This window comes from Sinosporangium siamense (assembly GCF_016863435.1).
Classification (GTDB): Bacteria; Actinomycetota; Actinomycetes; order Streptosporangiales; family Streptosporangiaceae; genus Sinosporangium; species Sinosporangium siamense.
In genome coordinates this window covers 19,142-44,334 of sequence record NZ_BOOW01000056.1, presented here as the reverse complement: position 1 = coordinate 44,334, position 25,193 = coordinate 19,142, and the positions used below count along the sequence as shown (strand labels likewise).

Here is a 25,193-nt window from a genome sequence, read left to right as displayed (position 1 = left end):
TGTGTCAGGTGGAGACGAAGGCCACCCCGGGAGCGCCGGTGAGGCCGCACAGGGCGCCGGCGAAGGCGGCGACGGCGGTTCTCGGCACGTCCCGGGCGCGGATCTCAGGTGAGACGCCGAGCAGCACGGTGCCGTCGGCCGCGGCCGCGGCGGTCACGCGGCCGGGCATGTGGCCGACGATCGCATAGAACCACGCGGGCAGACAGGACGTGTGGCCGGCCTCCAGGGGGAGGACGAGGAGCCGGTCGGCCCCCGCCCGTTCGACGAGGTCGAGGTGGTCGCCGTTGAGCTCCTTCAGTACGGCGCCCGGGTCGGGGGCGACGAGGAAGAGCATCTCCTCCCCTGGCATGGGGGAGGCGCCGACCCAGCATCCCGCCACAGGCGCCGTCAGCTCCGCCGCCGCCCGCTGCGCCGCCGGGGATCTGACCAGGTGGGAGGGGATCTCCCAGGGGCGGCTCGGGGCGGGGTCGCCCGTCGTGCGGAGTGGGCCAAAGACCGCGCCGAGGAGGGGGAGCGCCGCCTCGGGGTCGTCGTCGCGCAGGGCCTCAGTGACCGCCGCGCCCACGGTGGGGCGGACGCGCAGCAGCACCTCCCAGGCGCGCGAGGACATGATCATCTCCTGTGAGCGACGCCGGTGCCCGGCGTCGCCGGGGCGCAGCAGCAGCGCGGCGCCGACGACGGTCGCCGCGCACCGCGCGAGCGCCGCCGAAGTGCGGGGGTCGGTCAGACCGTGTGTACGGCACAGCCTCGCGAGTTCGCCGAGTTCCCGGTCGGCCCATTCAAGGCGGCCGTCGACCAGGGCGAGCTGGAGGTCGTCGCCGGTGGCCGGCCGCAGGTCGCCGACGGCGCCGGCCAGCCGCTCGGCCCGCCGGTAGAGGTCGTCCTGCACCCGGTGCCGGGTGGCGAGGTCGTCCTCCAGCGCGGTGACGTTCCCCACCGCCGCGGCCTGCTCGATCGCGACGATCTCCAGAAAGCCGCCGCGGGTCCCGGTGAGATCCCGCTCCAGGTGGGCCGGAAGGTCGAAGTCCCGGTGCCGGAGCTGCGCCACCGTGAGGCGGGACAACGACCGGCGCACCCGGAAGTCGAGCTCACGGCTCAGCAGCCGGGTGTCCGACAGGTCGGTCGTCTCGAACTCCCGCAACCAGTCGAGGACCTCCTCGTCGGTGAAGGCGTCGAGGCGCACCCAGGCGACGTAGGAGAAGTCGGCGAAGGCCTCGTCCTGGAGGCGGACCTTGGCGACCCTGCCCGCCTGGCGGGCTTTGCGGTCGCTGAAGACCACCACCTCCAGGTTGCCGAGGAGCGGCAGCCCGAACAGCGGCATGTGCACCCCCGGGCGCAGGAGCCGGGGCAGGATCCTGCCGTTGTGCCGGACGGCGACCCGGTGCCCCTCCTCCACGACCAGGATGCGGCTCGGCAGGTCGACAAGGTGGATCAGCCGGTCGGCCGGACCCTTCTCGAAGCGGCGGGCCGATCTCTGCGTGCCGTTCACGGGGCCGGTCACGGTGTCAGTCCGTTCCACTCGCCCGTCTCCTGGAACGGCACCCGCTCGTCCAGGGAACGGCGGCGCCGGCGTGATCTCTGCTCCTGCTCGTAGCGTTCGTCGGCCATGTGAATGCGGGCGATGTCGCGGGCGGCCCGCTTGCGTTCGCCCGCCCTCATCGTGGCCAGGGTGGTCCGCTCGCGGGCCTCAAGGACACGCAGGGCCGCGCCTTCGGCGATCTCGATCTCCCTGGCGGCGAGGAGGTTGTCGTAGGAGCTCCTGCCGCCGCTGCTCATGAGGATCTTCCCGGTGATCGGCAGCAGGTCGATGAGGAGGATCAGCAGGGCGAGCACGATGTGGGCGAGGAAGACCGCCGTGTGCTTCTCACCCAGGGTGAACAGCGCGTTGATGCGGGCCACGAGCCCGTCGCTGCGCCCGATGGCCTCGGCCTGCTCGGCGGCCCGGGAGTTCTGGGCGGCGCTGAGCCGTCTGATCTCGTCCTCCCGCTCCTTGACGCGGGTCTCCTCGGCCTGCCGCGCCCTCTCGATCCTCCGGTCGAGTCCCGCCTCCTCGGCCTTCAGATCGGCCGCCTTCCTATCGAGCGTGGCGACGTCGTCCCGGAGCTCCTCATATCTCGGCCCCGCGCCGGGCACGCCGCTGCCCGCGGTGCCGTTTCCCTCGCCGAAAGCCTTGTTCCTGGCCTCGGCCAGTGCCTTTTCGTTGCTCTGCCAGTTCCTCTGGACCTCGTCGCGCTCCTGGATGAGTTTTCCGAGCTCGCCGGCCGGATTGGTGCCGGTGTTCTGCGCGCGGATATCCGTGATCTCTTTTCTGAGGGCCTCGATGCGCTGTGCGCCGGTGTTGCCGGCGATACGCTCGTCCGCGGCGTTCTGCGCGGAGACCCGGTTCTCGACGGCTTCTGCGCGGATTTCCGGCTCGAAAATGAGCAGCACGAGCGGTTCTGAGATGGTGAGTCCCAGCACCACGGAAAGCAGAATGCGCGGCCCGACGGCCATGATCTTTCCGCGTCTGGATGTCTGCGGGCGATAGCCGGAGACCAGCCATCGGTCGAGATTGAAGATGATTAAGCACCACAACGCGCCCGCCCCCACCGCGACCGCCAGTGGTGCGCGGAAGGCGAGGGTCAAGGCCACCGTCATGGCGATACCCGCCATGATCGCCGTGGTCAGCACGAGGCCGCCCAGTCCGGCATATCGCGTGCGTTCCACAGTCGGGCATTGATCGAGGATCGCGGCGTCCGCGCCGCTGGAAAACACGAAGAATCTTGCTATTGGTCCGCTTTTTCGGCTCAGTGGCGGACTCGCTTGTACGTCGTCTGCGCCCACCGTTCCCCCCAGCCCCGTCCGTGCTACATCTAGTGCTTGAAAAGCATTCTTCCAGCTTTATAGGGATGGCGCGAAGAATGAGGGCGGTGGTCTGGGGCATTGGCGCGGGAAGAAGTATTCAGCTGGGGGGCAGTTATTTACAGCTGGGCGAATTGCCGGGTTTTGGGCTATTCCTATAGCTCAGAGGTGCGGCTCCTCGCCATACCCCGCTCACCCCCGGCCGGTCGCGGCTCGCGGCTCTCGCCAAGGCCGTGGCCGACGAGCTGCCCCGCCGCGCTACACGTGTCCGGGCCGGGGGTGTGATTCTCGAACCGCACGGCCACGCCGTACTCGTCGAGGGGGTCGTGCATCCGCTCGGCGCCGCCTCCATGGCGGTGCTCCGGGCGCTCGCCGCCCGGCCCGGCCAGGTGACCGGCCGGGCCGAGCCGGCCTCCGCACTCCCGTGGGGGAGGAGCGGCTGCCGATCGACGCGGCACTCGGCCGCCTGTGCGCGCCCCGCGGAGTCGGCCGCCTCGTTGAGGCCGTCTCCGGCGGTCATCGCCTCCGCGCACCCTCGGGAGGTACGGCGGAGCCTGGCGGACATGCCGGGTGCCGGAAAGGGCGAGAGGACCAGGCGACTCGGACGCCCGGCCCTCTCAGCTCATGGGGTGCTCACCTGGTGACGGTGAGCACGGTGCGGGCGCTGCCGCCGTTGGCGCAGAAGACGCTGACGGTGTGCTTGCCCTGGCGGGCGGCCTTGAACGTCGGATACCAGTTCGAGGCCGGGTTGGGGGAGTTCACGCGCTGCGGGTTGAAGGCGCGTGAGGAGATGCTCTTGACCGAACTGCCGCCGCACAGCGCGCTGACCGCGACGGACTCTCCGGTGCGCACGATCGCGGGCCGCACACCGACGCCGGCGTTGATGTCGCCATGCCCGCCGCCGGGCGGGTCGGTGGGCGTGGGAGTCGGGGTCGGGGTCGGCGACCCGGTCGGGGAGGCCGTGGGCGATGCCGTGGGCGACCCCGTGGGGGAGGCCGTGGGCGAGGCCGTGGGGGACCCCGTGGGCGTCGGGGTCGGTGTCGGGTCGGTGCCGCCGCCGCCCCCGAAGACGACGTCAGAGCAGGTGTAGAAAGCCTCGGGGCTGTCGCTCCGCTGCCAGATGGAGTAGATGAGGTGGCGTCCCCTCTTGCTCGGGAGCTTGGCGTTCATCTGATACGCACCGCTCACGAGCGTCGGGTTGGTCGCACGGTGGAACGGCTGCGCCTCCAGGTCGGACCACTTCAGTGGCTTGGTGGCGTCGTAGCCGTCCTTGGTGACGTACAGCTCGATGGTTCCCCGATGGGGAGCCGTGGCGCGGTAGTTGAACGTGTGCTGCCCGGTCGACGGCAGCGCCGCCGTCGGCCAGTCGGCTCGGGCCTGGTCGAAGCCGCGATACTTGTCACGTCCGGCGCTGCACAGCTTGCCGTCGGGGATGAGCTGTCTATGGCGTCCGTTGGCGTCCCCGATGTTGACCTCGTGCCAGTCGTACAGCGGCTGCGTGCCGCCGATCGCGACGGCTTGTTTGCACGCTGCGGTCTTCGGGTTCTCCGGACCTTCGTTGAAACAGACCCACGTCCTGCTTGGCGGGTTGCTCATTGTGCCGTGGGCATACGCCGAGCCCGGCACCAACGTCAGCGCCAGCAGTGAGGGTGCGGCGACGACGGCGGTGGCAAGGGCCTTACGACGGGTAGTAGAGGCGATTCCCATGGCGCATACTCTGGCGGGCTGCGAGACGGGGAATCGCCTGCTTTAGTCGCACTTAATCTCTCTTTATGCGCCCTTTCAATCTTGATCCACTTCGGTGGAGGGCGCGCCGCGGGTGCGGCTCGGTGTGAACGCACAGGTCAAGCCCGCTTCCGCCGTACGAGCCTGCGTTCGTTCGGCGGAGACTGCGGTTGCTCGGCCGTGCGCAGCCAGAGCTGGATCTGCGCTCCGCCCCACGACGAGGTGCGGATGCGCAGTGATCCGCCGGTCGACTCGGCGAGCCGCCGCGCGATGTCCAGCCCGAGCCCCGTGGAGCCCGAGCCGCTCGCGCCGCGCTCAAGCGCGATCTCCGGGTCGGGGATGCCGTGGCCCGCGTCCGCCACGAGGATGCCGACCATCCCCGACCCCTGATGCAGGGTGACGGTGAAGGCCGACCCCTCGGGGGTGTGCCGAAACACGTTGCCGAGCAGCGCGTCGATCACGGCGCTGAGCTCGGTCGCGGCGACCGGCGCAGGCACCGGCTCGGACGCCCCGATCAGCTCCCACGCCCGGTGCTGGTCCTCGGCGAGCGCCGACCAGAAGGCGACGCGCGTGCGCAACACCTCGGCCGCGTCGCAGTGGGCGAACCCGACCGTCCGCGACGGCTGACGCGCCGCCGAGATGATCGCGTCCACCTCGTGCTCCAGGCGGCCGAGCGCGGCCTTGCTCGGCTCGGCACCGGGGCCGAGGTGGTCGAGCGTGAGCCGCAGCGCCGTGAGCGGCGTGCGCAGCCGGTGGGAGAGGTCGGCCGCCATCTCGCGTTCGGCCGACAACAACTGGTTGACCCGGTCGGCCATCCGGTTGAAGGCCGCGCCCACCTTCACGAGCTCGTGCGGACCGGCCGGCTGGATGCGGACGCTGAGGTCGCCCTTGCCGAGGCGGGTGGCCGCCTCGCCGAGCCGCTGGGTGGCGAGCACGAGCCGCGCGCCCAGCCGGTCGCCGACGAAGACCGACCCGAGCACGAGTACGGAGGCCACCCCGGTGAGCACCGCCCACGAGGGGGCCACGCCCCGGCTGAGCTCCGACGCCTGCATGCGCACCTCGATGACCGCCATGCGGTCCCGGTCGAAGGTCACCGGCCTGAGCAGGTAGTAGTCGTCCTTGGTGACCCAGTCGTCCGAGCGTGCTCGGGCGAAGGCCTTGTCCACCTCCGCCTGGGGAGCGCGGGCGTTGCCGACCTTGGTGCCGTTGCCCAGGTGCACCGCGATGCGGTCCTGCGCGCCGAGGTCGGTCTGTCTGATCGCCAGCATGAGCTTGTCGTGCTCCCACGTGATGACCAGCACCGGGACCAGCGCCGATGCCTGTCGTTGCGCGTCGCCGGTCGCGCGGTCGTAGGCGGTCTCCTTGACGACCAGGGCCAGCGGGATCAGGAAGGCGAGTGTCACCATGGAGGTGCTCGCGACCGCCAGCAGGGCCAGGGTGCGCCTCACCGGGGCGTCGCGAGCATGACTCCGACACCGCGCACGGTGTGCAGATATCGCGGAGCCGAGGCGCTTTCTCCGAGTTTGCGCCTTAGCCAGGACAGGTGCACATCGATGGTCTGGTCGTCGCCGTACGACTGCCGCCACACCTCGGCCAGCAGTTCGCGTTTGGACACGACGCGGTCGGCCCGGTTCGCCAGGTAGGCGAGCAGGTCGAACTCGCGCCGGGTCAAAGCGAGGGGGGCACCGTCCAGTTGGGCCTCCCTGCGGTCCATGTCCAGGTTGAGCCCTCCCACGCGAAGCACGCGTGGGGGAGCCACAGCCCGCGACCGCCGCAAGACGGCTTCCAGGCGGGCGTTCAAATGATCTCCTGAGAAGGGTTTGACCAGGTAGTCGTCGGCTCCCGCCTGCAGGAGCCGCACGATTTCCGCCTCGTCGTCACGGGCTGTCGCGATGATCACCGGTACGTCGGAGATGCCTCTGACCATCTTCAGCGCCTCGGCCCCGTCCAGGTCGGGGAGGCCGAGGTCGAGGATGACCGCGTCTGGGGGCTGCTGGGAGATCTCCCGCAGCGCGTCGAGGGCGCATCCCGCGCTTCGCACCGCGTGATGCCGCCGCTTGAGTTCTTGGATCATGGCTGAGCGGACGAAGTCATCGTCCTCCACCACGAGCACCGTCGCCATAGGACATAACGGTAGTAACGGGAGCGACTTCAGGGGCAATACTCCATAATTCAAGCATGCGGAGAACGCTGGGTTATGGCGCGATCTGGTGTGGGGCAACCGCACTAGCGGTTTCCGTAGCGTGGTTTGGCGTTAGGGATGTCCTTAACGACGGGCCGCACGACGACGTCTATATGGAATCCGCTATGGCAGACGCCTCGCCCAGCCCGGGCGCCTCCGAACCTACTCCCGAACGTATCCCATCTCCTAAACCATCCAAGTCCCCCCGGCCGTCGCCTTCCGAGCGGTCGGGCCAGACCGGGCGCGTAGGGAGCCCCGAGCGGAAGCCGACCGCTCCCGCCGTGGCCCTCGACCGCGCGATCGAGGCCCCCGCGCGGTCGTCGCCGACCCCCGAGACGTCACCCACCCCGCGAGGCTCCACGTCGGAGGGCCCCGCGCCGCAGGTGGCGGGCGGCAAGATCGAGAACGTCAAGGCCAAGGGCGGTTCGGTGACCTTCGACATCGCGGACAATGTCTGCAAGTTCGTGGTCGCGCAGACCAACCCGGGTTACCAGTCGGAGGTCACCTGGCAGCCGTATTACATCCGCGTCGACCTGCTCGACTCGACGCGCAAGGGTTCGATCATCTATTGCACCTGGCACGGCTACAGCCCACTCATCCAGAAGTGGGAGGAGCGTTAGCCGTCCCCCTTGAGACATGAGGGAGCGCTCCACGCGACCCACCCGCGGGGCGGTCCGCCGCTTCCGACCGGAGCCCATCCCTCCGGCCGCGCCTGCCAGGTGTCTGCGGGCCGGACTCCCTCAGGCAAGGGGACGACCACCGTGCACGTGCCCGGCGGGACCGCGGCGCCGCCGGCGTCGAACCTCTCGATCCGCGTCCACGGGATGCGATATGTCATCCACAGGCGCACGGTCCAGTCCACCTCGCGGTCCAGGGCCACACCGCCCCGCTGGAGCGGAGGGATGCCCCCGCCGCCAGAAGGGACGGAGCTCTGCTGCGCGACGACCACGGTGAACAGCACGTTCACCGCCATGACGGCCGCGGCCACCAGCGTGACGCGCAGCCGGTGCAGGTGCGCTAACGCACCGGCGGCGAGCACGAAGCAGAGCAGCAGACCGGCCGCCGCCGCCGACGCGCCCGCCATGTCGAGCGCGTCGTAGCGCCCGGTGAGGAACGACGTCTCCGGGAAGTCGAAGGCGATGAAGTTGTAGCGCCGCAGCCGATCCCCCGCATAGAGCGCCGCCACGGCCCCGGTCCCGGCGAGCAGCGCGAGGGCCCCGCCCGCGCCGGCGGCGATCGTCCTCCTCCCGCGGCGCGCGAGTACGGCGAGGCCCGCGAGAGCCCAGGCGATCGCCACGCAGGACAGGTAGCGCCCGTACGCGTAGTTGCCCACGCGCTGCTCGTCCGGCCGCGATGCCTACGGTCACCGCCGCCAACGTCCCCGAGGGGGGAGCGGTGTTCACCGTGTGGCTCCCCTTGGAGCAGCAGGAAGGAGAACAGTGAGACGACTCGCCGCCGTTCTGCTCCTCGCCGTGACGGCGGTGGGGTGCGGCATCCAGCCGACGGGCATCACTCCCGCGGGTGACGCGCCCATCGCGCGAGCCTCCACCACGACCAACGCGGTGTATTTCGTGAAGAAGGGGAAACTTGTCCGGGTCACCAGGACTGCTCCGCTCATGCCAGCGAATGGTTATGCGCTGATGCAGTTGGTCGACGGCCCAACCGCCGCCGAGGCGGCGGACGGCATCACCACTGCCATCGACGGCTCCGGCTACGGGATCGAGGTGGAGCCCGAAGGCGACGCCATGGTCCTCACCTTGGAGAAGCGGCCGACCGGGGCGGCGCTCGGCCAGTGGGTCTGCACCGCCGACGCCATGCCCGGCGTCAATGTGGTGCGAATCGTCGACTGGGTCAGGGCGGACGACGTGGAGTCTCACATGCCAGGACTTCACGGAGTAAGGACGGCGGCTAGGGCGCGACCTCGGGATGCCGCGTCTCCTCGGCGACCCACCGCAGGTAGTCGGCGCTTCCGGCGATGATCGGGACGACGATGATCTCCGGGGTGTCGTAGCCGTGCCGCGCCTTGATGTGCTCTTCCAGGGCGGTGAGGCGGTCGGCGGTGGTCTTGATGAAGAGCTGCCGCTCCTCGGCCTCCTCGATCTCGCCCTGCCACCAGTAGACGGAGGTGATGGGGCCGCTGATCTGCACGCAGGCGGCCAGGCGCGCCTCGGTGATGCTCCGGGCCAGGGCCGCGCCCTCCTCGGCGCTCTCCACCGTGGTCTGCACCTGCACGTAGACCGCCATGGCGGCAACCCCTCCCGTGTGACCCACCGGTTTCCCGCCGGGGAATTCCTGCCGGTGAGGTTCTTATCGATGAGGTGCCCATCGATGGAGTTCCCATCAATGCAGTTCCCACCGAGGCAGTTCCCATCGAAACAATGACGAAGGCGACGCCGATCAGCGGTTTTCCGCCGACCCTCGTCGCCCTTGCCTCGAGTGGAGCTATGGGGATTCGAACCCCAGACCTCCTCCATGCCATGGAGGCGCGCTACCAGCTGCGCCATAGCCCCTTGAGACGTGATTAAGCATATAGGAGCGCGAGACTGCTCGTAGCCGTCAATACGTTCCGCGTTCACTCGGCTACGTTTGGCGAGGTGCTTGGTATTTTTCAGGAACATGGACACTGTCGCGGTCCGGCCGTTGAGCGGGCGGTGCTCGGAGATCTACACCCGGCGAGAGCACGTGTTGATCGGCGTCAGCGCCTTGAACGGCTACTTCAGCCAGCAAGTCGTGACGGGGCTGCTGAGGTGGGCTGTGCGCACGTTCGGCAAGGTCGGTGTGCTTGTGCCGGGGCCCGCGGAGCTGGCGGGCACCCTGGTGGCGAAAGGCTGCGAGCCGGGCAGGGCGCCGGCGAAGGCGCGGGCGGCGGCGGGCAACACGCGCAACCGGGTGGGGCGGGCGCTCGCGGTCCTCGGCGTCGCGCCTGGGGAGGTGCCGGTCTTGTCGTGGGGCGACCTGGCGGGCGACGCGGCCTACCTCGCGCTGCGGGCACGTGTGGAGTCGCTGTACACGAGCGACGCCGGCTTCCGTGAGCACTGCGTCTGCGCGGTGGGGGCCGTGGTGGGCGAGGCGGGGCTGGAGCGGTGGCGGCGGGAGGCGGCGCTGCCGTTCCTCTTCGCGGAGTTGCCTCTCGTGGTCGACTCGCCGTCGATCCTCGGCGTCGGGTCGTCGCTGTTCTGCTATCCGCGGGTGATGCCGCTCGTCGATCAGTTGTACTCCGGGGTCTTACCGATCTCCCCCGCCCCTGAGCAGGGGTTCTTAGTCACTCATTTGACATCACATCTCACGCACCGCAACCATAACCGTCAAGGGGGTGGACGATGAGTTCTCCTTACGCCGGTCAGCTGGCGCGCAACGCGGGTTCGGCCTTCGACACCAGCGACATGGACCACGACGGCTATCTCGACCGTCGCGACATGACGGTGGCGGCCGAGGCCCTCTGCGATCGCCTCGGGCTGGGCGCGCCGCAGCGCGAAATGGTGCTCAAGGCTTATGAGCGTTCGTGGAACAGCGCCGCCGGCGTGATCGACCTCGACGGCGACGGCCGCATCAGCCGGGACGAATACATCAGGCATGCGCTTTCCCCGCACCTCGACCGCACGGCCTTCGTGGCGCAGGTGGTGTGGCCGATCACCGACGCGTTGTGGGACGCGCTCGACGCCGACGGCGACGAGAAGCTCAACCGGCCGGAATATCTCCGCCTGTGGGCGGCCTTCGACGTGGAGGGCCCTTTGGCACGTGAGGCGTTCGAGATGCTCGACGCCAACCGGGACGGCCGCTTGTCGAAGGACGAGTTCGCCCAGGCGATGTACGACTTCTACTACAAACCCGACCGGGCAGCCGTGCCGATCCTCGGTAAGTCCTGACCGGGTCACGGGACCGATGACCCGCAGGGCCGTCACCGGCCAGGATGGCCGGGTGTTCAGGCCCCGCCGCCCGGCTTCCGGCCACCGGAAAGCAGGGCAGGCATGGGGGCATGGGCGGCGTGAGGCCGGCCTGAACTCGGAGGTCAGGCCGAGGGGCGCCACTCGGGGTCGCGGCCGCTGAGGGCGAGGACACGCTCGAAGGGGGTCGCGTCCGCGGGCACGGGCTTCTCCTCGCCGAACACGCCCATCTGGCGGCCGGTCGGGGCCATCGCCTTGATGAGCTCCTCGGACACCTTGATCACCTCGTCGTCCACGGCGAAGTCCTGGCCCGTCGCCCGGGCGAGGTCCCAGCCGTGCACGGCCATGTCGAAGATCGCCATCTTGGCGACGTGATCCATCGGCAAGCCGAACCCCGGGCTGACGCCCTCGTAGGCGGCGGGAGAGCTCCAGGCGTCGAGCAGCGCGGCGATGCGGGTGTCGAGGACCTCGGGGGTCCAGTCGTCGCCGAGGTAGTCGCCGTCGGCGGGCATGTCCTGCTTCTTCGCCAGCCCCACGAACAACACGGAGACGTAGTTGACGTGGTTGATGAGTGCGCGCACGTCATAGTCGGCGCAGGGGGTGGGATCGCCGAACTGGCCGGGCCGGGTGCCGTGCACCAGCCGGGAGAGGCGGCCAGAGGCGGTGGACATGAGCGCGTGCAATTCGATCATACGATCGATTGTAGTGCCGCCGCGCTAGTCCACGGATGGGGAAAGAGGAACTTCGGTGTCGTCGCCCAGGAGGATCCGGAACTCCGCGCAACGCATGAAGTCCTCCTGCGGGCAGCCCAGAATATGCTCGATGACCTGGACGGACTCCTGTAGCTCACGCATGCGTTCGGCCAGCGTCTCGCGGTGCCGCAGCAGGAGTTCCCGGCGTGAGACGCCGTTGCCGCCGTTCCGCATGATCTCGCTCATTTGTTCGAGCGACATGCCGGCTTGTTTGCCGCGCAGGATCACCGAGACACGCAGCTCGCGCCCGGCGCTCGCCGGGCCTACCGGGTGGACTTCCCCGAGCAGCACACCCTCACCGCCGAACTCGGCGTCCCCGTGATCTCGCGCCTGTGCTTCGACTCCGACTCCATCGCCGCCTCCTTGGCCGCCCTCACCTGGGTGCCGGGTGGCGCCTCCCTGATGCGCGCCGTGGACCGCTTCCTGCCCCCGCTGCCGGGCGGCGACGGCTGGACCGTGGCCGTGCACACGGCGGGCGGCGCCCACCGCTGGGCCACCGGGCGCGGCCAGTCGAGAGGCACGGCGACGATGACGGCGGCAACCGTGCAACGCCTCCTGCAGGGCGACGTGCCACCGGGAGTGCGGCAGATGCACCACCTGGTGACGTTGGAAGACGTGGCCAAGGCGGGGATCGACCTGGGCGGCCGAGCGTAAGACAGCCGGCCGCTACATGCGAAAGCGGCGGTGTCATCGGACACCGCCGCCTCTGTAAAAATAAGTGGAGCTATGGGGATTCGAACCCCAGACCTCCTCCATGCCATGGAGGCGCGCTACCAACTGCGCCATAGCCCCTTGGGACGTCCGTAAGTGTATCGGAACCCCGGCGGACACGGGTAATGGGCAGAGTTGGGCACGCCGTAGGCTCGTCAGGTGGTTTTCGCAGCGATTGTGTTCGGCCTGACCTGGTGGCTTGGGCTATATGTCGTGCTGAGGGGGGCCGGACAGCCGGGGGCGCGGCTGGCCGGGGCGGGCATCGCGGTATACGCGCTGGCGTTGGCGGTGGACACGCTCAGGGTGGGGCAGGCGGCGGACGCCGTGGTGCTCGACAAGGTGCTGCTCGGCAGGGTCGAGTCGGTGCTGGTGGGGTTGCCGCTGCTGTTGTGGACGGGGGCATGTCTGCGGTTGCTCCCGGATGCGGGACCGCTGGAGCGTTTGTGGCGTTTTGGGCTGGTTCCCCTGGGGCTGGCGGGGATCACGGCGGTGGTGGCGACCGGCGGGCTGTTTGAGGGCTGGCATCCGGCTCATGCCGTACTCGCACTCGTGCTGGTGCTTCCCCTGATCGCCGTGGTGGTGCCGCTGATGCGGGCGCGGCGGGGCGCGGCCGGGTGGCTGGCCGTGGTGGCGACGTTGTTCGCGGCGCTTGGGGCGGCGTTGTTCCTGTTGCCCACCGGCCTTCCGGAGTGGCTGGTGCTGGCGGGGCTCGCGGTCGACGTGGTGATGCTCGGTGTGGCGATGTCCATGTCGAGCGCTTTTATGGCCGGCGAGTCGCTCTGGCGGGACATGTTCAGGTCGCTGCTGGGAGCGCTCGGCGCGGTGGTGGTGTTCGGCGGTCAGGTGCTCGTGTCGCCGTCGCCGCCGCCGGTGGTGTTCGGGGTGATCGCGGCCGCGGTGACCGTGCTCACCCTGGCCGACCCCCTGCACAGGCTGCTGGACCGCGTGGCGTTCCCCAAGGACGCTGGCCTGCGCCGCGAGCGGGCGGAGCTGCGGGACGCCGCCGCCGCGCTGCCGCGCCTGGCCGAGGGGGTGCCGATGGACGACGAGGAGTTCGTACGGCTGACGCGCCGCGCCCTGGCCGCCTACGGTGATCTGGCGAAGCTGACGAGCAGCCCTCTGGTGAACCTCCCGCTGATCGATCGGCGGGTCAAGGAACGCGGCGCGGGGCAGCCGCTCGATCGGGCGGCGGAGTTGAAGTCGGTGCTGCTGGAGAGCATCAACCGGCTGAGGCCGCGCGAGGGGGAGTTCGGCACCTCCGAGGAGTGGCGCTACTTCAACGTGCTCTACTTCCCCTACGTGGCGGGGTTGCGCCCCTACCGGCGAGGGGCGACACACCATGGGCTGGCGGGTGCCGACCGCCGGGCCTTCGAGTGGTTTACGACACAGGTTCCCGAGCGCACGCTCTACAACTGGCAGAAAACCGCCGCGAAACTCGTCGCCGACGACCTGCGACGCGCGGATTGGCAGTGAATGGCAGTGAAAAGTCTGCAGGTGGCAGTGGGTGCCGGGATCGGATGAGGGTGTCGAGAGGAGACACCAATGCTCACCCGAGTTCTGAAGTTCGACGCCCTCCTGTGCGCTGTCTTCGGCGTGCTGCTGGCCGTGGCCGCGGGCCCGGTCGCCGACCTGTTCGGGCTGCCCGTCCCGTTCGTGCGGTGGACAGGCATCATCCTGCTGCCGCTCGGCGCGTTCATCGGTTTCGTGGCGACCAGGCCGCAGCACCCCCGCGGCGCCGTCTGGACGATCGTCGCCCTCAATGCCCTGTGGGCGGTCGACAGCGTGGTGCTGCTGTTCACCGGCTGGATCGACCCCAACGTGTTCGGCGTCGTGTTCATCGTGGCGCAGGCGCTGTTGGTGGCAGCCGTCGCCGAGATGCAGGTCATCGGGCTGCGCCGGGTCAACCGGGTGCTCGCCTGACCCATGGCGGTCAGTACGGCTCGCGCCGCCCCCGGAGCGCGAGCCGTACTAACGCCGGTCTTCGAGGAAACCGCGCCGCCCGGCGAAGTAGCCGGCGAACGCGTTGACCGCGAGAGCGGTCAGGAGAAGGACGAAGGTCAGGTCCCAGTCGCCGGTGATGTCCGTTAGTACGCCGACGGCGAGGGGGCCGATGCCGGCGATGAGGTAGCCGATGCCCTGGGCGAAGGCCGACAGGGCGGAGGTGCCCTGCGCGCTGCGCGCACGCAACGCCAGCAGGGTGAGGGCCACAGGGAAGGCGCCCATGCCGACGCCGAGGACGACGATCCACAACCAGGCGGCGCCGGGGGCGAACCACAGGCCGGGGAAGCCGATGAGATAGAGCGTGACGAAGAAGGCGACGATGCCCCGCTGGTCCCGCAGGCGCGCGGCGAGCGGCGGGAAGATCAGGGAGATGGGGATGCTGAGACCGGTGAAGACGGCCAGCATCGCCCCGGCCTCGCCGGCGCTGTAGCCCTGGTCGATGACGATCTGCGGCAACCACTGAAGCAGCACGTAGGCGATGAGGGACTGGGTGCCGAAGTAGACGGCCACGGCCCAGGCGAGCCGGTTGCGCAGCAGCGATCCGAGGGCGACGGTGGCTCCGCCGTATTGCCCGTTGCGGTCCTCGCGGAGCAGCGCGAGCCACGGGATCGCGGAGATGAACGCGAGCGCCGCCCAGGTGCCGACGCCGACGCGCCAGTTGCCGCCGAAGGCGTCCTGGATCGGCACCGTGAAGGCGGCGCCGATCATCGTGCCGACGGCGAGGGCGGTCGAGTAGACCGTCATCATCGCCCCGGGGCGGAGCGGGTAATGCTGCTTGATCAGCGTGGGGGCCAGCACGTTGCCGACGGCGCTTCCGGCCAGGGCGACCACGCTCGCGGTCAGGAACAGCCAGGCGGAGCCGGCGGCTGCGCGGACCAGCAGGCCGGCGCCCATGGCGATCAAGGCGATCAGGAAGAGCGTGTGCTGGCCGAACCTGCGGCCGAGGGCCGGGGTGAGGACGCCGAAGGCGGCGAAGCTGAGCACGGGCAGCGTGGTCAGCAGACCGAGCATCGAGCCGGACATGGCGAGGTCGCCGCCGATGCGGTCGAGGACAGGGCCGATGCTGGTGACCGCGGTGCGGAGGTTCAGGGCGGCCAGGACGATGCCAAGGACGACCAGCCAGCCGGGTGACCCCGTGCGGCTCACGGTTTCCCGCGGCATTGTGGTCGTGGTCAACCCGGGCCTCCAGTCATCGAGTCATAGGATGTTTAAACCCGACCACCATAGCAATTCACCCTAAACCTCTGGTATTCCCCCTAACGGGAAGAACGCACTAGCCAGTAGAGCCCGACGGCCGGCAGAACGAGCGGGATGAAGACATAACCACGCCCGAACTCCGACCAGACCGTCTGATCGGGGAAGGATGCCGGGAAGAGCAGGCTCACCGCCCCGATCACGAGCACCCCGGCCATCTCAATGCCGCACGCCACAAGAGCCGTACGGCGGGCACCCTTGGCCAGCGCCACGGTCGCCACGATGTAGACCGCCGCCGCGAACGCCGACAACGAATAGGCGACCGGGGCCTCGGCGAAGCGGGTGGCGATCTGCACACCGGCCCGCGCCCCCGCCGCCAGTGCGAAGACCCCGTAGATCGCGACGAGCACCCGCCCCGGGCCGGTGCCGATCGACTGCCGCGCCTCGGTCACACCGTCCCCTGCCAGAGCTGCACGACCCGGCCGCTCATGGCCGCGACCGTGAACGCACCGACCACGATCACTCCGGAACCCCACCTGCTGCGCTCGGCCAGGCCGAGGAAGGCGGCCCCCAGCGGGACGATCACGATGGTCAGGAGGTAGCCGATCAGGGTCACCCGGTCGGCGGGCCCCTCGCCGTTGATCATGCCGACCGTGATGACGGCGGCCAGGACGAGGATGGCGACCTCGACCACCCCCAGGCCGACGAGGACGAACATGCCCATCGCACGGTCGCGGACGGTGTTGATCAGACTGACGAACGCCAGGATCAGCGACCCCGCGATCACAACAATGGCCGGCAGGACGTTGAGGTTGAGCACGCGCGTCAGGCTACCGCCAGAAACCGGCGCCCCGGCGGGTGGCCGGTGCCCGATGCCGGGAGCGCACGGCGACGGCGACGAGCACCGACGTCACCACCAGCCCCGCCGCACCGGCCAGCGCCGTCGCCGAGAGCCCGGCGCCGAACGCTTCGGCGGCGGCTGCGAGGTGCGGCCCGGGGCCGAGGGACAGGGCGCCCGCCATGCTTTCCCTGGCCGCGGGGGCGACATCCTCCGCCGCCATGGTGTTCCGGTAGACGGCAGTCGCGACCGTGCCGAGGGTGGCGATGCCGAGGGCCGCGCCGAGTTCGGCGCCGGTCTCGGAGATCCCGGAGGCCGCACCCGCGCGTTCGGCGGACGCGGTGTTCAGGATGAGGGAGTTCGCGATGGTCCCGGTGACGCCGATCCCCAGGGTGAGCACGGTATATCCACCGATGAACACCCCCAGGCCGCCGCCGGCGGCGGTCAACGCGATGACGCCGAACCCGGCGGCGGAGACGAGCAACCCGCTCACCAGCAGCGGCCCCTGGGCGAACCGGCCGCTCAGCGCGCCCGCCGCGGTGGCCCCCGCCATGGTGCCGGCGAACGTCGGCAGCGCGGCAAGCGCCGCCTGCAGCGGGCTCAGCCCGTGGACGGCTTGCATATAGGTGAAGGCGAGCAGCCCCAGTCCGGCGGCCGCCAGCGCCGCGATCGTGTTGGCCGCGACCGCCGCGCCGAAGGCACGGCTGCGGAACAGGCCGGCATCGATGAGCGGGTGTTCCGCGTGCTTCTGCCGTACGGCGAAGCCCGCGGCGGACGCCAGCCCGATCGCGGCCGAAAGGGCGGCGGCGAAGTCGGGCCCGTGCTCGGCGGTGTGCTTCATGGCGTAGACGAGGGCGAGGACGGTCACCAGGGACGCCGCCGCGCCGGTCAGGTCGAACCGGGCATGTGACGGGTTCCTGGACTCGGGGATCAGAAACGGCGCCGCCGTCAGGAGAAGCACCATGACCGGCACGTTGATCAGGAAGACGGTCCCCCACCAGAAGCGTTCGAGCAGCAGTCCGCCGACGATGGGACCGGCGACGGCGCCGCCGGTGAAGGCGATCGTCCAGAGGCCGATGGCCCGCAGCCGCCGCCTCTCGTCGGCGAACAGGTCGCGGATCAGGGAGAGGGTGGAGGGCGCGAGTGTCGCCCCGCCGAGCCCGAGCGCCGCGCGGGCGGCGATGAGCGTCTCGGGGGTGGGCGCGAAGGCGATCACCGCCGAGGCGGCGCCGAAGAGCGCCGCTCCGATCAGGAGCAGCCTCTTGCGGCCGATGCGGTCGCCGAGGGAGCCCATGGTGATGAGCAGGCTCGCCATGACGAATCCGTAGATGTCCATGATCCAGAGCCATTGAGCGCCGGTGGGGTCGAGGGCTTCGGCGATCGCCGGGCCTGCCACGAAGAGCACCGACAGGTCCATGGACGTGAGCAGCGCCGGCAACAGGAGTACGGCGAGAGCCCACCGGGCCCGGGCCGGGGAGGGAGACGTTGTAGACATGGCTTCGATCGTACGTACGTCAAAATAATTGTCAAAACGTACGTGCGTACACACAGCTACACTGCCGGACATGAGCCAACGTGAGGACCTCCTGGCCGGCGCGAAGAAGTGCTTGATCGACAAGGGCTACTCCCGCACCACCGCCCGCGACATCGCCGCCGTCTCGGGAGCGCACCTGGCCTCCATCGGCTATCACTTCGGGTCCAAGGACAACCTGATGAACACCGCGGTCCTCGCGGCGGTCGAGGAGTGGGGCGACAAGATCGAGGCGGCCGTCGACGCGGCCGACGCCGTCACCCCCGAGCAGCGGCTGGAGGTGTTCCTCGACGGTCTGTTCGCCGCCGTCGAGCGGGACCGCGAGCTGATGGCGGCGAGCGTGCAGGCATATGCGCAGGCGCAGTTCGAGGACGCTCTACGGGAGCCCCTCGCGGAGGCATACGCGCGGGGGCGCCGTACGCTGGCCGCGATGGTGCTCGGTGTCCGGCCCGAGGAGGTCGACGAGGAGGCCGCCGGGAGCGTCGGCGCCACCGTGCACTCCATGATCGCCGGGTTCGTCCTGCAGTCCCTGCTCGCCCCCGGCTCGTTGCCCTCCGCGGCGCGGGTCTCGGCCGCCCTGCGGGTTCTGGCGGGCGCTCACGGGTGAGCCCCCCGGCGGCCGGCGTGCGGCATGCTGAAGGCATGGAAGACTCAGAGCGCAGGGTGCTGCCGCTGGTGGTGCGCATCGAGCGGGCCGCGCCCCCCGGGCGCACGGCGGCCCTGGAGGCGGCCGCGCTCGCCGTGCTCACCCTGCTCAACGATCCCCGGAGCGCGTCGGGGGAGTGGGCCGAGGCCGTGGCGGCGTGGGAGCACAGGGGCATCAGGAAGGTCGTGCGCCGGGCCAGAGGCGCCGAGTGGCGCAAAGTGCTCGATCTGCCCGGCATCACGGTCGAGGTGGACGGCGCCGAGGTCCGGGTGCACCCGCCTGTCCCGCTGGACGGCTGGCCGAAGGAGTTGTCGAGGCTTCAGGTGAAGGGCACCGAGCTGGAGGACGCCGAGCCGCCGGGACCGCCCGGCGACGGCCTGGTGGTGCTGTGGCTCAACCCCGCGCTGGAGATGTCGGCGGGCAAGGCCATGGCCCAGGTAGGGCACGCGGCTCAGCTCGCGTGGTGGGCGACCGGCGAGGACGACCGCGAGGTGTGGCGGGCGGCCGGGCTGCGCTGTGCCGTACGCGTGGCGTCGAAGGAGCGCTGGGAGGAGCTGGCGGCGGAGGACCGGCCTGTGGTGCGTGACGCCGGTTATACGGAGGTCGAGCCGGGATCCCGAACGGTTGTGGCGGATATGCCCTGGTTTGGCGAACGGGGGCGTGCGTCGGCGGCGGGACCGATGCGGCGCACCTGAGCGCCGGGCCTGACCGCCGGTCCGGAGCTTTGGTAAGAATCACCACGTCACAGGCTTTTGGAGCGGGCCAATATGAACCCACCTGTTCCCGAAGTGTGACTGTGAAACCCGACGCAACCGTGTGATTTGTCGTACGCTCCCGAACGTGCTCGATGGGGTGGGTGGGACGCGAGAGGCTCGCGAGACGGGCCGGATACCGACACATGTGATGGCGGAGGCGGAAACCGCGCCGATCCCCAAAATCACCGTCGAGGAGCCGCCTCCTCCACCGCCCGCCCCACCCCGCCGCCGATCCCTCCTTTCGCAGGTCGGCGACCTGCCGATGCGCGTGATCTACAAGATCGCCGTCGTCGTGGTCGCGGTCGCCGTGGTCACCGTCGCGGTGGTCGTGTTCACCGTGCGCGACCGGTCGGGTGGGGCGGTCCCCGAGCAGACCGCGGCTCCCTCTCATCTCGCGGGGGCCTCGCCGCCCGCTGGAGCGGTCCCGCCGGGGCAGCCCCCGGCCGCCACTCCGCCCGTGCCCGCCTCACCCCCCGCCGCCGTGCCCGCCGTTCCGGTCCCCTCCGGCAGCCCCAGCCCCTCGATGCCGGCCGCCGCCAGGCCCGCGAGCAAGGCGCTCAAGGTCGCGCTGGCCGACAAGCGCATCCCCAAGCTGCCGAAACGCACGCTGAAGCTCAAGAAGCCGCCGGGCAAGCCGATGCGGGTGAAGAAGCGGCTGACCGACAAGCGCTCGGCCGTCGTGCTGCCCCGGCTCGGCAAGCCGTGGAGGGTCACCCGGGCCAAGCCGTACGCGACCCGGCAGGTGCAGCGCAAGGTGCGCGGCGCGATGCTGGTGAGCCTGCCGGTGCCGGTGGCCGTCCAGGCCAAACCGCGTGACACGGCCCTGCTCGCCGCACGCTGGAGCCTGAAGCGGCACCCCAAGGGCGGCAAGATCACATGGGTCGCCTCGCAGTCCTTCAAGAAGAAGGGCTGGCTGCTGGTCTACCGCGTCAAGTACAAGGTGAAGGGCAAGAAGCGGTCCTCGATGGCCGCAGTGCTCCTCGTGAAGACCAAGAAGGCCAAGCCGGCGCTGGTGTTCGTGACGATCCCCGACTCCCAGCGCAAGCGCTGGCGCCACATCAACACGGTGGTCTCCTCGGTCCGGGCGCGCGGCTGAGGTTGGGCACCTCCCCTATGGGGAGGAATACCGTGATGTTTCTGGTACGTGAAAATCGGGGGATTTCATGGCCAACCTATTCGCCGTCGCCTACGACAGCGTTCCCGCCGCGGAACGAGTGCGCGACAAGCTCGCCGAGCTCCAGAAGGAGCACCTCATCGAGATCGCCGACATGGCGCTCGCCGAGCGGACCACCGACGGGAAGATCAAACTCCATCAGTCGCGCAGCACCGTCGGCATCGGCGCCGCGGGCGGTGCCCTCTGGGGTGGCCTCATCGGTCTCCTGCTCTTCATGCCGCTCATCGGCATGGCGGTCGGCGCAGCCACCGGCGCGGCGGCCGGAGCCATGACCGACGTAGGCATCGACGACAAGTTCATGCGCGAGCTGGGCAAAGAGCTCCATCCCGGGGCGGCGGCCCTGTTCGTCCTCATCATGGGCGGCACCCGGGACAAGGTGATCGAGGCCGTCGCTCCGTACGGCGGACGCCTCATCAAGACAAGCCTCAGCAATGAGGCCGAACACCACCTCAAGGAAGCCCTCCAGGCCGCGAGGGCGGGCACAGGCTGACCCGTCGCCGCCCGGGGAGTGCCTGGTCAGCCGGCGGCGGATGAGCAGGGCGACCTGCACGCGGTTGCTCAGGCCGAGTTTGGCCAGGGCACGGCTGACGTGCGCCTTGACGGTGGTTTCGCTCATGTCCAGCTCGCGGGCGATCTCGGCGTTGGACAGGCCGCGGGCGACGGCGCCGGCGACCTCTCGCTCGCGGCCGGTGAGGGCGGCGAGGCGCTCGCGGGCGGCGGCGGTGCCGGGGGGACTCGCGCCCGGCGAAGGTGTCGATCACGCGCCTGGTCACCGTGGGGAAGAGCATCGCACTGCCCTCGGCCACAGCGCGGACGGCGGCGATGAGGTCGCGGGGCGCGGTGTCCTTCAGCAGGAACCCGGCCGCCTTGGCGCCTAACGCGCCGTAGACATAGTCATCCAGGTGGAGGCGTCGCGGTGCACCAGCGCAGGGGTTGTGAATATTCGGCTGAACTGGTGGTTCGTAACTGTTTGTGGCATGGCAACCACCCTGGAGGAGGGGGGCCGCGTTCACATCGTTCGACCGATACAGCGGATGTCTCTTTAGTAGGAGCCCTGAGGGTCGACGGGGCGAGAGGGACGGGCAGGCGGATGGCGATCCGCCGATCGGTTGAGTCGACACCCCAGCCGTTCGGCAATCAGGTCCCGTCTCCTGGTCGGTGTTGGAAGAAGTGCTGGTCATAGCAGGCTGAACGCAGTCAATCGCCGATGGGCCGAGCACGGAAGGACGCCCGCATGCCACCAGTGATCGAGGTACGCAACCTCCACAAACGCTATGAGGACAAGGTCGCGGTCGACGATGTCTCGCTCACCGTTCAGGAGGGTGAGATCTTCGGGATTCTCGGCCCGAACGGGGCAGGCAAGACCACGACCGTGGAGTGCATCGAGGGCCTCCGCACGCCCGACCGGGGCGAGATCACGGTGCTCGGGCTCGACCCCCTCCGGGATCGGGCCGAGCTGACCCGGCGGCTCGGCGTCCAGTTGCAGGCCGGCCAGCTCCCCGAGCGGCTGCAGGTCGCCGAGGCCCTGGAGCTTTACAGCTCCTTCTATCCCCAGCCGGCCGACTGGCGCGCGCTGATGCACGGCCTCGGCCTGGCGGACAAGGCGAAGACCAGGTACGCCAAGCTGTCCGGCGGCCAGAAGCAGCGCCTTTCGATCGCGCTGGCGCTCGTCGGCAACCCCAAGGTGGCGATCCTCGACGAGCTCACCACCGGCCTCGACCCGCAGGCCAGGCGCGACACCTGGGACCTGATCGAGGGCGTGCGCTCCCGTGGGGTGACGATCCTGCTGGTCACCCACTTCATGGAGGAGGCCGAGCGGCTGTGTGACCGGCTGGCTCTGATCGACGCCGGCCGCGTCGTCACGGTGGACACCCCGGCCGGCCTGACCGAACGGGCCCGCATCGAGCAGCGGATCCAGTTCCGGCCGTCCGCGCCGTTGGACGACCGGCTGCTGACGAGCCTGTCCGACGTCTCCAGCGTCACCCGCCGGGGCGAGCTGGTCGTCGTCACCGGCAACGACAACGCGCTCAACGCCGTCACCGCCGTACTCGCCCGCAACCAGATCGTGGCCCATCGCCTGCGCGTCGAGCAGGCCAGCCTGGAGGACGCGTTCGTCCAGCTGACCGGCAAACGCCTCGATCCCCACTAGGCATCCGACCCCCGCAGCAGAGAGAAGGCCGCACCCGTGCCAGCCCCGAACGCCGCCGCCGTCCCCGTCACCGCCGATCACGGTTCCGCGACGTGGCGGCTCATCAAGGCCGAGAGCAAGTTGTGCCTCCGCGACAAGGTCGCCCCCCTCTGGGGCGTCGGCTTCCCGCTGATCGTGCTGATCATCCTCGGCGCCATCCCCACCTTGCGAGAACCCGTGGAGGGCGGCGGCGGCCTGACGTACTTCGACTTCTACGTGCCTGTCCTGATCTTGTTCAACCTGGCCATTCTGGCCACGGCCGCCCTGCCGATCACGCTCGCGGGATATCGGGAGAGCGGCGTGCTGCGGCGCCTGCGGACCACGCCGATCGGGCCGGCCCGCGTGCTCACCGCCCAGCTCGTGGCCAGCTTCGCCATCGCGCTGGTCGCGATGATCCTCTTCCTCGCGGTGGCCGGGCTCGGCTTCGGCGTCGACCTGCCGCGGAACCCCTTCGGCTTCGCCGTCGCCTGGCTGCTCGCCGCCGCCGCGCTGCTCTCGATCGGCCTGCTGATCACCGCGCTCGCGCCCGGGCGCGGTCCGGCCTCGGCGATCGGCACGGTGTTGTTCTTCCCGTTGATGTTCTTCGCCGGGCTCTGGGTGCCGATTCCGCAGATGCCCCCGGTGCTGCAGACCATCAGCTACTACACCCCGCTCGGCGCGGGCATGCGTGCATTCCAGGACGCCTACCAGGGGAATTTCCCGTCTATCCTCCCTCTCGTCATCTTGACGGCCTACGCGGCCGGGTGCTCGCTCATCGCGGTTCGCTGGTTTCGCTGGGAATAGACTCGGCGCGGGGAGGAGGGGATCGTGAGCAGGCGCAGGCGGCCCGGGCTCTGGGCGGCGGTGCGGGAAGAACAACCGTTCCTCCTGATCACTGTGGTGCCCTACTCGTTGCTGGCCGCACTTGCCGCCTTAAAGGTGTTCAGAGGGCCTTCGGCCGGTGAGTCCCCGCTCATCGATCTCGGTCTGTGCGGGCTGGCCGCGGCATGGATGCTCGGCATGTTCACCCTGCGTCCCGCCTGGTGGGATCGGCCGCGGATCATGGGGGTGTTCTTCACCGGCCTGCTGGTGATCACAGCGCTCCTGGTGGCACGGGATCCCATGTTCGGGTTGTTCACCCCCGCGCCCTACATCTACGCCTTCACCGTTCTCCCCTGGCCGTGGCGGCTGCCGGGCGCGGCGGCCACGGCGGTTGTGGCCGGTGCCGCACAGGCCTCGGGCGTGGACAGGATGACCGGCCTCGGCCTCACTCTGGCCGTGACCATCGTCGTCGCCAACGTCGCCCTCATGAGCGCCACCGCCTGGGTTCTCCGGCTCGCCGAGAGGGAGAAGGAGCAGCGTGAGCACGCCCTCGCCGAGCTGAGCCGGACGAACCGGCTGCTGGAGGCGACCCTCGCCGAGAACGCCGGCCTGCACGCCCAACTGCTCGCCCAAGCCCGGGAGGCGGGGGTCCACGACGAGCGTCAGCGCATGGCACGGGAAATCCACGACACGCTGGCCCAGGGGCTCACCGGGATCATCGCGCAGCTCCAGGCGGCCGAGCAGATGCACGAGGTCCCGGCACCGTGGAGCCGGCCCTTCGCCGCGGTCAAGACCCTGGCCAGGGAAAGCCTGGCCGAGGCCCGGCGCTCGGTGGACGCGCTCAGGCCCGAGCAGCTGGAAACCGCCCGTCTGAGCGACGCACTCGCCGACGTCGCAGACCGGTGGTCGAAGCTGCACGGGCTCGCCGTCCAGGTCACGACGACCGGCACCGCGCGGCCGATGGCGCCGGAGGCGGAGTTCGCACTGCTGCGCACGGCTCAGGAGGCACTGGCCAACGTCGCCAAGCACGCGCACGCGGCCAGAGTCGGGGTGACGCTGTCCTACCTGGAGCACGAGGTGGCGCTGGACGTGCGTGACGACGGCAGGGGTTTCGAACCCGCGGGTCTCGAAGCCGGCACGGCGGCGAACGGCGGCTCGGAGCCGTCGCCCCGAGGCGGCGGATTCGGCCTGACCATCATGCGCCAGCGCGTCGAAGGGCTCTCCGGAAGCCTGCGGATCGAGTCGGAGCCCGGCGCCGGCACCGGGATCTCGGCCTGCATCCCCATCCCGCCGGCCGGGAGCCACGCATGACAGAACACGCGGCCGAGATCCCGATCCGGCTGCTGATCGCGGACGACCATCCCGTCGTCAGGGACGGGCTGAGCAGCATGTTCGCCTCCGCGCCCGGATTCGAGGTGCTGGGCGAGGCCGCGGACGGCGCGACAGCCGTACGACTCGCCCAGGAGCTCCGGCCCGACGTGATCCTGATGGACCTGCGTATGCCGGGCATGGACGGCCTGAGCGCGATCACCGAGTTGACCAGGCTCGGCGTCACCTCGCGTGTGCTGGTTCTGACCACCTACGACACCGACGCCCACGTGCTGCCGGCGATCGAGGCCGGTGCGACCGGCTACCTTCTCAAGGACTCCCCTCGGGAGGACCTGCTGCGAGGTGCGCGAGCCGCCGCCAAGGGCGAGAGCGTCCTGTCCCCCTCGGTGGCGGCACTGCTGATGAACCGGGTCAGGACCCCCGCGCCGCAACTGCTCAGCCGGCGCGAGCTCGAGGTCCTCGAACTCGTGGCGGCAGGGAACACCAACCGCGAGGTGGCCGCGCGGCTCTTCATCACCGAGGCCACGGTCAAGAGTCACCTTCTGAACATCTACACCAAGCTCGGTGTGGGGGACCGCGCCGCCGCCGTCACCGAGGCGTTCAACCAAGGGCTGCTCGTCCCGCGAAAGCGTGAATAGCCC

General features: G+C 69.9%; 29 protein-coding genes, 2 tRNA genes and 1 pseudogene. 16 read left to right on the top strand and 16 right to left on the bottom strand.

Annotated elements, in window-relative coordinates:
- Positions 1-4: 4 nt before the first annotated feature.
- Positions 5-1,519: a hypothetical protein gene (locus Ssi02_RS36490; RefSeq protein WP_204032737.1), complete on the bottom strand. Its 1,515-nt coding sequence runs from the start codon at positions 1,517-1,519 to the stop codon at positions 5-7.
- Positions 1,498-2,754, bottom strand: a complete 1,257-nt coding sequence (locus Ssi02_RS36485) for a DUF4407 domain-containing protein (RefSeq protein ID WP_204032734.1) — start codon at positions 2,752-2,754, stop codon at positions 1,498-1,500. The genes Ssi02_RS36490 and Ssi02_RS36485 overlap by 22 nt, the downstream gene beginning before the upstream one ends.
- 320 nt (positions 2,755-3,074) lie before the next feature.
- Between Ssi02_RS36485 and Ssi02_RS36480 the strand changes: the two genes are divergently transcribed.
- Entirely contained in the window at positions 3,075-3,485 is a 411-nt protein-coding gene (locus Ssi02_RS36480; RefSeq protein WP_204032732.1) for a hypothetical protein, read from the top strand.
- On the opposite strand, the gene Ssi02_RS36475 is transcribed toward Ssi02_RS36480, so the two are convergent.
- The 3 genes from Ssi02_RS36475 to Ssi02_RS36465 all read right to left on the bottom strand — a co-directional run bounded on the left by Ssi02_RS36475 (position 3,475) and on the right by Ssi02_RS36465 (position 6,688).
- Complete coding sequence (locus Ssi02_RS36475) at positions 3,475-4,548, bottom strand: lytic polysaccharide monooxygenase auxiliary activity family 9 protein (RefSeq protein WP_204032729.1); 1,074 nt, start codon at positions 4,546-4,548, stop codon at positions 3,475-3,477. The two genes, Ssi02_RS36480 and Ssi02_RS36475, sit on opposite strands and share 11 nt — an antisense overlap.
- Before the next feature lie 137 nt (positions 4,549-4,685).
- Positions 4,686-6,014: a sensor histidine kinase gene (locus Ssi02_RS36470; protein ID WP_204032727.1), complete on the bottom strand. Its 1,329-nt coding sequence runs from the start codon at positions 6,012-6,014 to the stop codon at positions 4,686-4,688.
- A complete protein-coding gene (locus tag Ssi02_RS36465) occupies positions 6,011-6,688 on the bottom strand; it encodes a response regulator transcription factor (protein ID WP_204032724.1) in 678 nt (225 codons plus the stop codon). The genes Ssi02_RS36470 and Ssi02_RS36465 overlap by 4 nt, the downstream gene beginning before the upstream one ends.
- Positions 6,689-7,029: 341 nt before the next feature.
- Between Ssi02_RS36465 and Ssi02_RS36460 the strand changes: the two genes are divergently transcribed.
- Entirely contained in the window at positions 7,030-7,368 is a 339-nt protein-coding gene (locus Ssi02_RS36460; RefSeq protein WP_204032722.1) for a hypothetical protein, read from the top strand.
- Here Ssi02_RS36460 and Ssi02_RS36455 read toward each other — a convergent pair.
- Entirely contained in the window at positions 7,365-8,081 is a 717-nt protein-coding gene (locus tag Ssi02_RS36455) for a hypothetical protein (RefSeq protein ID WP_204032719.1), read from the bottom strand. The genes Ssi02_RS36460 and Ssi02_RS36455 overlap by 4 nt on opposite strands.
- A gap of 106 nt (positions 8,082-8,187) precedes the next feature.
- Here Ssi02_RS36455 and Ssi02_RS36450 point away from each other — a divergent pair, with 106 nt between their 5' ends.
- Positions 8,188-8,727 carry a hypothetical protein gene (locus tag Ssi02_RS36450; protein ID WP_204032717.1) on the top strand — a complete coding sequence of 180 codons (540 nt, stop codon included), beginning with the start codon at positions 8,188-8,190 and terminating at the stop codon, positions 8,725-8,727.
- Here the strand turns inward: Ssi02_RS36450 and cutA are convergent.
- Positions 8,657-8,992, bottom strand: a complete 336-nt coding sequence (gene cutA, locus Ssi02_RS36445) for a divalent-cation tolerance protein CutA (protein ID WP_204032715.1) — start codon at positions 8,990-8,992, stop codon at positions 8,657-8,659. The two genes, Ssi02_RS36450 and cutA, sit on opposite strands and share 71 nt — an antisense overlap.
- Positions 8,993-9,185: 193 nt before the next feature.
- A tRNA-Ala gene (locus Ssi02_RS36440) sits at positions 9,186-9,258 on the bottom strand.
- Positions 9,259-9,364: 106 nt separating this feature from the next.
- Between Ssi02_RS36440 and Ssi02_RS36435 the strand changes: the two genes are divergently transcribed.
- Together Ssi02_RS36435 and Ssi02_RS36430 are read left to right on the top strand one after the other, a co-directional pair.
- Positions 9,365-10,072, top strand: a complete 708-nt coding sequence (locus tag Ssi02_RS36435) for a tRNA-dependent cyclodipeptide synthase (RefSeq protein ID WP_204032713.1) — start codon at positions 9,365-9,367, stop codon at positions 10,070-10,072.
- Complete coding sequence (locus tag Ssi02_RS36430; RefSeq protein WP_204032711.1) at positions 10,069-10,614, top strand: EF-hand domain-containing protein; 546 nt, start codon at positions 10,069-10,071, stop codon at positions 10,612-10,614. Before Ssi02_RS36435 ends, Ssi02_RS36430 begins: the two co-directional genes overlap by 4 nt.
- A 143-nt stretch (positions 10,615-10,757) precedes the next feature.
- Here the strand turns inward: Ssi02_RS36430 and Ssi02_RS36425 are convergent, their stop codons facing one another.
- Both Ssi02_RS36425 and Ssi02_RS36420 read right to left on the bottom strand, forming a co-directional pair.
- The gene (locus Ssi02_RS36425) at positions 10,758-11,324 is read right to left on the bottom strand and encodes a TIGR03086 family metal-binding protein (RefSeq protein WP_204032709.1); all 567 of its coding nucleotides are present in this window, start codon (positions 11,322-11,324) and stop codon (positions 10,758-10,760) included.
- A 24-nt stretch (positions 11,325-11,348) separates the two neighbouring features.
- Entirely contained in the window at positions 11,349-11,585 is a 237-nt protein-coding gene (locus tag Ssi02_RS36420) for a MerR family transcriptional regulator (protein WP_204032707.1), read from the bottom strand.
- Between the two features lie 6 nt (positions 11,586-11,591).
- On the opposite strand from Ssi02_RS36420, the gene Ssi02_RS36415 reads away from it, so the two are divergent.
- Positions 11,592-12,038 (top strand): hypothetical protein, encoded by a 447-nt coding sequence (locus tag Ssi02_RS36415; RefSeq protein ID WP_204032705.1) that lies wholly within the window; start codon positions 11,592-11,594, stop codon positions 12,036-12,038.
- 65 nt (positions 12,039-12,103) lie between these two features.
- Here Ssi02_RS36415 and Ssi02_RS36410 read toward each other — a convergent pair.
- Positions 12,104-12,176, bottom strand: a tRNA-Ala gene (locus Ssi02_RS36410).
- Between the two features lie 78 nt (positions 12,177-12,254).
- Between Ssi02_RS36410 and Ssi02_RS36405 the strand changes: the two genes are divergently transcribed.
- Together Ssi02_RS36405 and Ssi02_RS36400 are read left to right on the top strand one after the other, a co-directional pair.
- Complete coding sequence (locus tag Ssi02_RS36405) at positions 12,255-13,568, top strand: hypothetical protein (protein ID WP_204032703.1); 1,314 nt, start codon at positions 12,255-12,257, stop codon at positions 13,566-13,568.
- A 69-nt stretch (positions 13,569-13,637) separates the two neighbouring features.
- Positions 13,638-14,015, top strand: coding sequence for a hypothetical protein (locus tag Ssi02_RS36400; protein ID WP_204032701.1), 378 nt, complete (start codon positions 13,638-13,640; stop codon positions 14,013-14,015).
- 48 nt (positions 14,016-14,063) lie between these two features.
- Here Ssi02_RS36400 and Ssi02_RS36395 read toward each other — a convergent pair whose 3' ends face one another.
- The 4 genes from Ssi02_RS36395 to Ssi02_RS36380 form a co-directional block, all read right to left on the bottom strand.
- Positions 14,064-15,272, bottom strand: a complete 1,209-nt coding sequence (locus Ssi02_RS36395; RefSeq protein WP_239130333.1) for a CynX/NimT family MFS transporter — start codon at positions 15,270-15,272, stop codon at positions 14,064-14,066.
- An 80-nt stretch (positions 15,273-15,352) separates the two neighbouring features.
- Entirely contained in the window at positions 15,353-15,742 is a 390-nt protein-coding gene (locus Ssi02_RS36390) for a hypothetical protein (RefSeq protein ID WP_204032699.1), read from the bottom strand.
- Complete coding sequence (locus tag Ssi02_RS36385; protein WP_239130330.1) at positions 15,739-16,110, bottom strand: hypothetical protein; 372 nt, start codon at positions 16,108-16,110, stop codon at positions 15,739-15,741. The genes Ssi02_RS36390 and Ssi02_RS36385 overlap by 4 nt, the downstream gene beginning before the upstream one ends.
- Positions 16,111-16,120: 10 nt before the next feature.
- Positions 16,121-17,623 (bottom strand): MFS transporter, encoded by a 1,503-nt coding sequence (locus Ssi02_RS36380; RefSeq protein WP_204032698.1) that lies wholly within the window; start codon positions 17,621-17,623, stop codon positions 16,121-16,123.
- A 70-nt stretch (positions 17,624-17,693) separates the two neighbouring features.
- Here Ssi02_RS36380 and Ssi02_RS36375 point away from each other — a divergent pair, with 70 nt between their 5' ends.
- The 4 genes from Ssi02_RS36375 (at position 17,694) to Ssi02_RS36360 (ending at position 20,724) form a co-directional block, all read left to right on the top strand.
- Positions 17,694-18,266, top strand: coding sequence for a TetR/AcrR family transcriptional regulator (locus Ssi02_RS36375; protein ID WP_204032697.1), 573 nt, complete (start codon positions 17,694-17,696; stop codon positions 18,264-18,266).
- 35 nt (positions 18,267-18,301) lie between these two features.
- The gene (locus Ssi02_RS36370; protein WP_204032693.1) at positions 18,302-19,000 is read left to right on the top strand and encodes a peptidyl-tRNA hydrolase; all 699 of its coding nucleotides are present in this window, start codon (positions 18,302-18,304) and stop codon (positions 18,998-19,000) included.
- 208 nt (positions 19,001-19,208) lie between these two features.
- Positions 19,209-20,156: a hypothetical protein gene (locus Ssi02_RS36365; RefSeq protein ID WP_204032691.1), complete on the top strand. Its 948-nt coding sequence runs from the start codon at positions 19,209-19,211 to the stop codon at positions 20,154-20,156.
- 67 nt (positions 20,157-20,223) lie between these two features.
- A complete protein-coding gene (locus Ssi02_RS36360; RefSeq protein ID WP_204032688.1) occupies positions 20,224-20,724 on the top strand; it encodes a DUF1269 domain-containing protein in 501 nt (166 codons plus the stop codon).
- A gap of 42 nt (positions 20,725-20,766) precedes the next feature.
- Here Ssi02_RS36360 and Ssi02_RS39150 read toward each other — a convergent pair.
- Positions 20,767-21,136 (bottom strand): annotated as a pseudogene (locus tag Ssi02_RS39150) (LuxR C-terminal-related transcriptional regulator); the annotation flags it as partial.
- 332 nt (positions 21,137-21,468) lie between these two features.
- On the opposite strand from Ssi02_RS39150, the gene Ssi02_RS36350 reads away from it, so the two are divergent.
- Genes Ssi02_RS36350 through Ssi02_RS36335 form a run of 4 tightly spaced genes read left to right on the top strand, consistent with a single transcriptional unit; the run spans position 21,469 to position 25,190 of the window.
- The gene (locus tag Ssi02_RS36350) at positions 21,469-22,383 is read left to right on the top strand and encodes an ABC transporter ATP-binding protein (RefSeq protein ID WP_204032686.1); all 915 of its coding nucleotides are present in this window, start codon (positions 21,469-21,471) and stop codon (positions 22,381-22,383) included.
- Between the two features lie 36 nt (positions 22,384-22,419).
- Positions 22,420-23,205, top strand: a complete 786-nt coding sequence (locus Ssi02_RS36345; protein ID WP_204032683.1) for an ABC transporter permease — start codon at positions 22,420-22,422, stop codon at positions 23,203-23,205.
- A 24-nt stretch (positions 23,206-23,229) separates the two neighbouring features.
- Positions 23,230-24,534 carry a sensor histidine kinase gene (locus tag Ssi02_RS36340; RefSeq protein WP_204032681.1) on the top strand — a complete coding sequence of 435 codons (1,305 nt, stop codon included), beginning with the start codon at positions 23,230-23,232 and terminating at the stop codon, positions 24,532-24,534.
- Positions 24,531-25,190 carry a response regulator gene (locus Ssi02_RS36335; protein ID WP_204032679.1) on the top strand — a complete coding sequence of 220 codons (660 nt, stop codon included), beginning with the start codon at positions 24,531-24,533 and terminating at the stop codon, positions 25,188-25,190. Before Ssi02_RS36340 ends, Ssi02_RS36335 begins: the two co-directional genes overlap by 4 nt.
- Positions 25,191-25,193 lie beyond the last annotated feature (3 nt).

Bases quoted from the DNA above. Each gene is read 5' to 3' on its own strand.
- Ssi02_RS36365 (WP_204032691.1), top strand. From the start codon at position 19,209: ATGGCGGAGGCGGAAACCGCGCCGATCCCCAAAATCACCGTCGAGGAG.
- Ssi02_RS36465 (WP_204032724.1), bottom strand. From the start codon at position 6,688: ATGGCGACGGTGCTCGTGGTGGAGGACGATGACTTCGTCCGCTCAGCC.
- Ssi02_RS36475 (WP_204032729.1), bottom strand. From the start codon at position 4,548: ATGGGAATCGCCTCTACTACCCGTCGTAAGGCCCTTGCCACCGCCGTC.
- cutA (WP_204032715.1), bottom strand. From the start codon at position 8,992: ATGGCGGTCTACGTGCAGGTGCAGACCACGGTGGAGAGCGCCGAGGAG.
- Ssi02_RS36370 (WP_204032693.1), top strand. From the start codon at position 18,302: ATGGAAGACTCAGAGCGCAGGGTGCTGCCGCTGGTGGTGCGCATCGAG.
- Ssi02_RS36380 (WP_204032698.1), bottom strand. From the start codon at position 17,623: ATGTCTACAACGTCTCCCTCCCCGGCCCGGGCCCGGTGGGCTCTCGCC.
- Ssi02_RS36360 (WP_204032688.1), top strand. From the start codon at position 20,224: ATGGCCAACCTATTCGCCGTCGCCTACGACAGCGTTCCCGCCGCGGAA.
- Ssi02_RS36335 (WP_204032679.1), top strand. From the start codon at position 24,531: ATGACAGAACACGCGGCCGAGATCCCGATCCGGCTGCTGATCGCGGAC.
- Ssi02_RS36375 (WP_204032697.1), top strand. From the start codon at position 17,694: ATGAGCCAACGTGAGGACCTCCTGGCCGGCGCGAAGAAGTGCTTGATC.
- Ssi02_RS36400 (WP_204032701.1), top strand. From the start codon at position 13,638: ATGCTCACCCGAGTTCTGAAGTTCGACGCCCTCCTGTGCGCTGTCTTC.
- Ssi02_RS36425 (WP_204032709.1), bottom strand. From the start codon at position 11,324: ATGATCGAATTGCACGCGCTCATGTCCACCGCCTCTGGCCGCCTCTCC.
- Ssi02_RS36420 (WP_204032707.1), bottom strand. From the start codon at position 11,585: ATGTCGCTCGAACAAATGAGCGAGATCATGCGGAACGGCGGCAACGGC.
- Ssi02_RS36350 (WP_204032686.1), top strand. From the start codon at position 21,469: ATGCCACCAGTGATCGAGGTACGCAACCTCCACAAACGCTATGAGGAC.
- Ssi02_RS36435 (WP_204032713.1), top strand. From the start codon at position 9,365: ATGGACACTGTCGCGGTCCGGCCGTTGAGCGGGCGGTGCTCGGAGATC.
- Ssi02_RS36430 (WP_204032711.1), top strand. From the start codon at position 10,069: ATGAGTTCTCCTTACGCCGGTCAGCTGGCGCGCAACGCGGGTTCGGCC.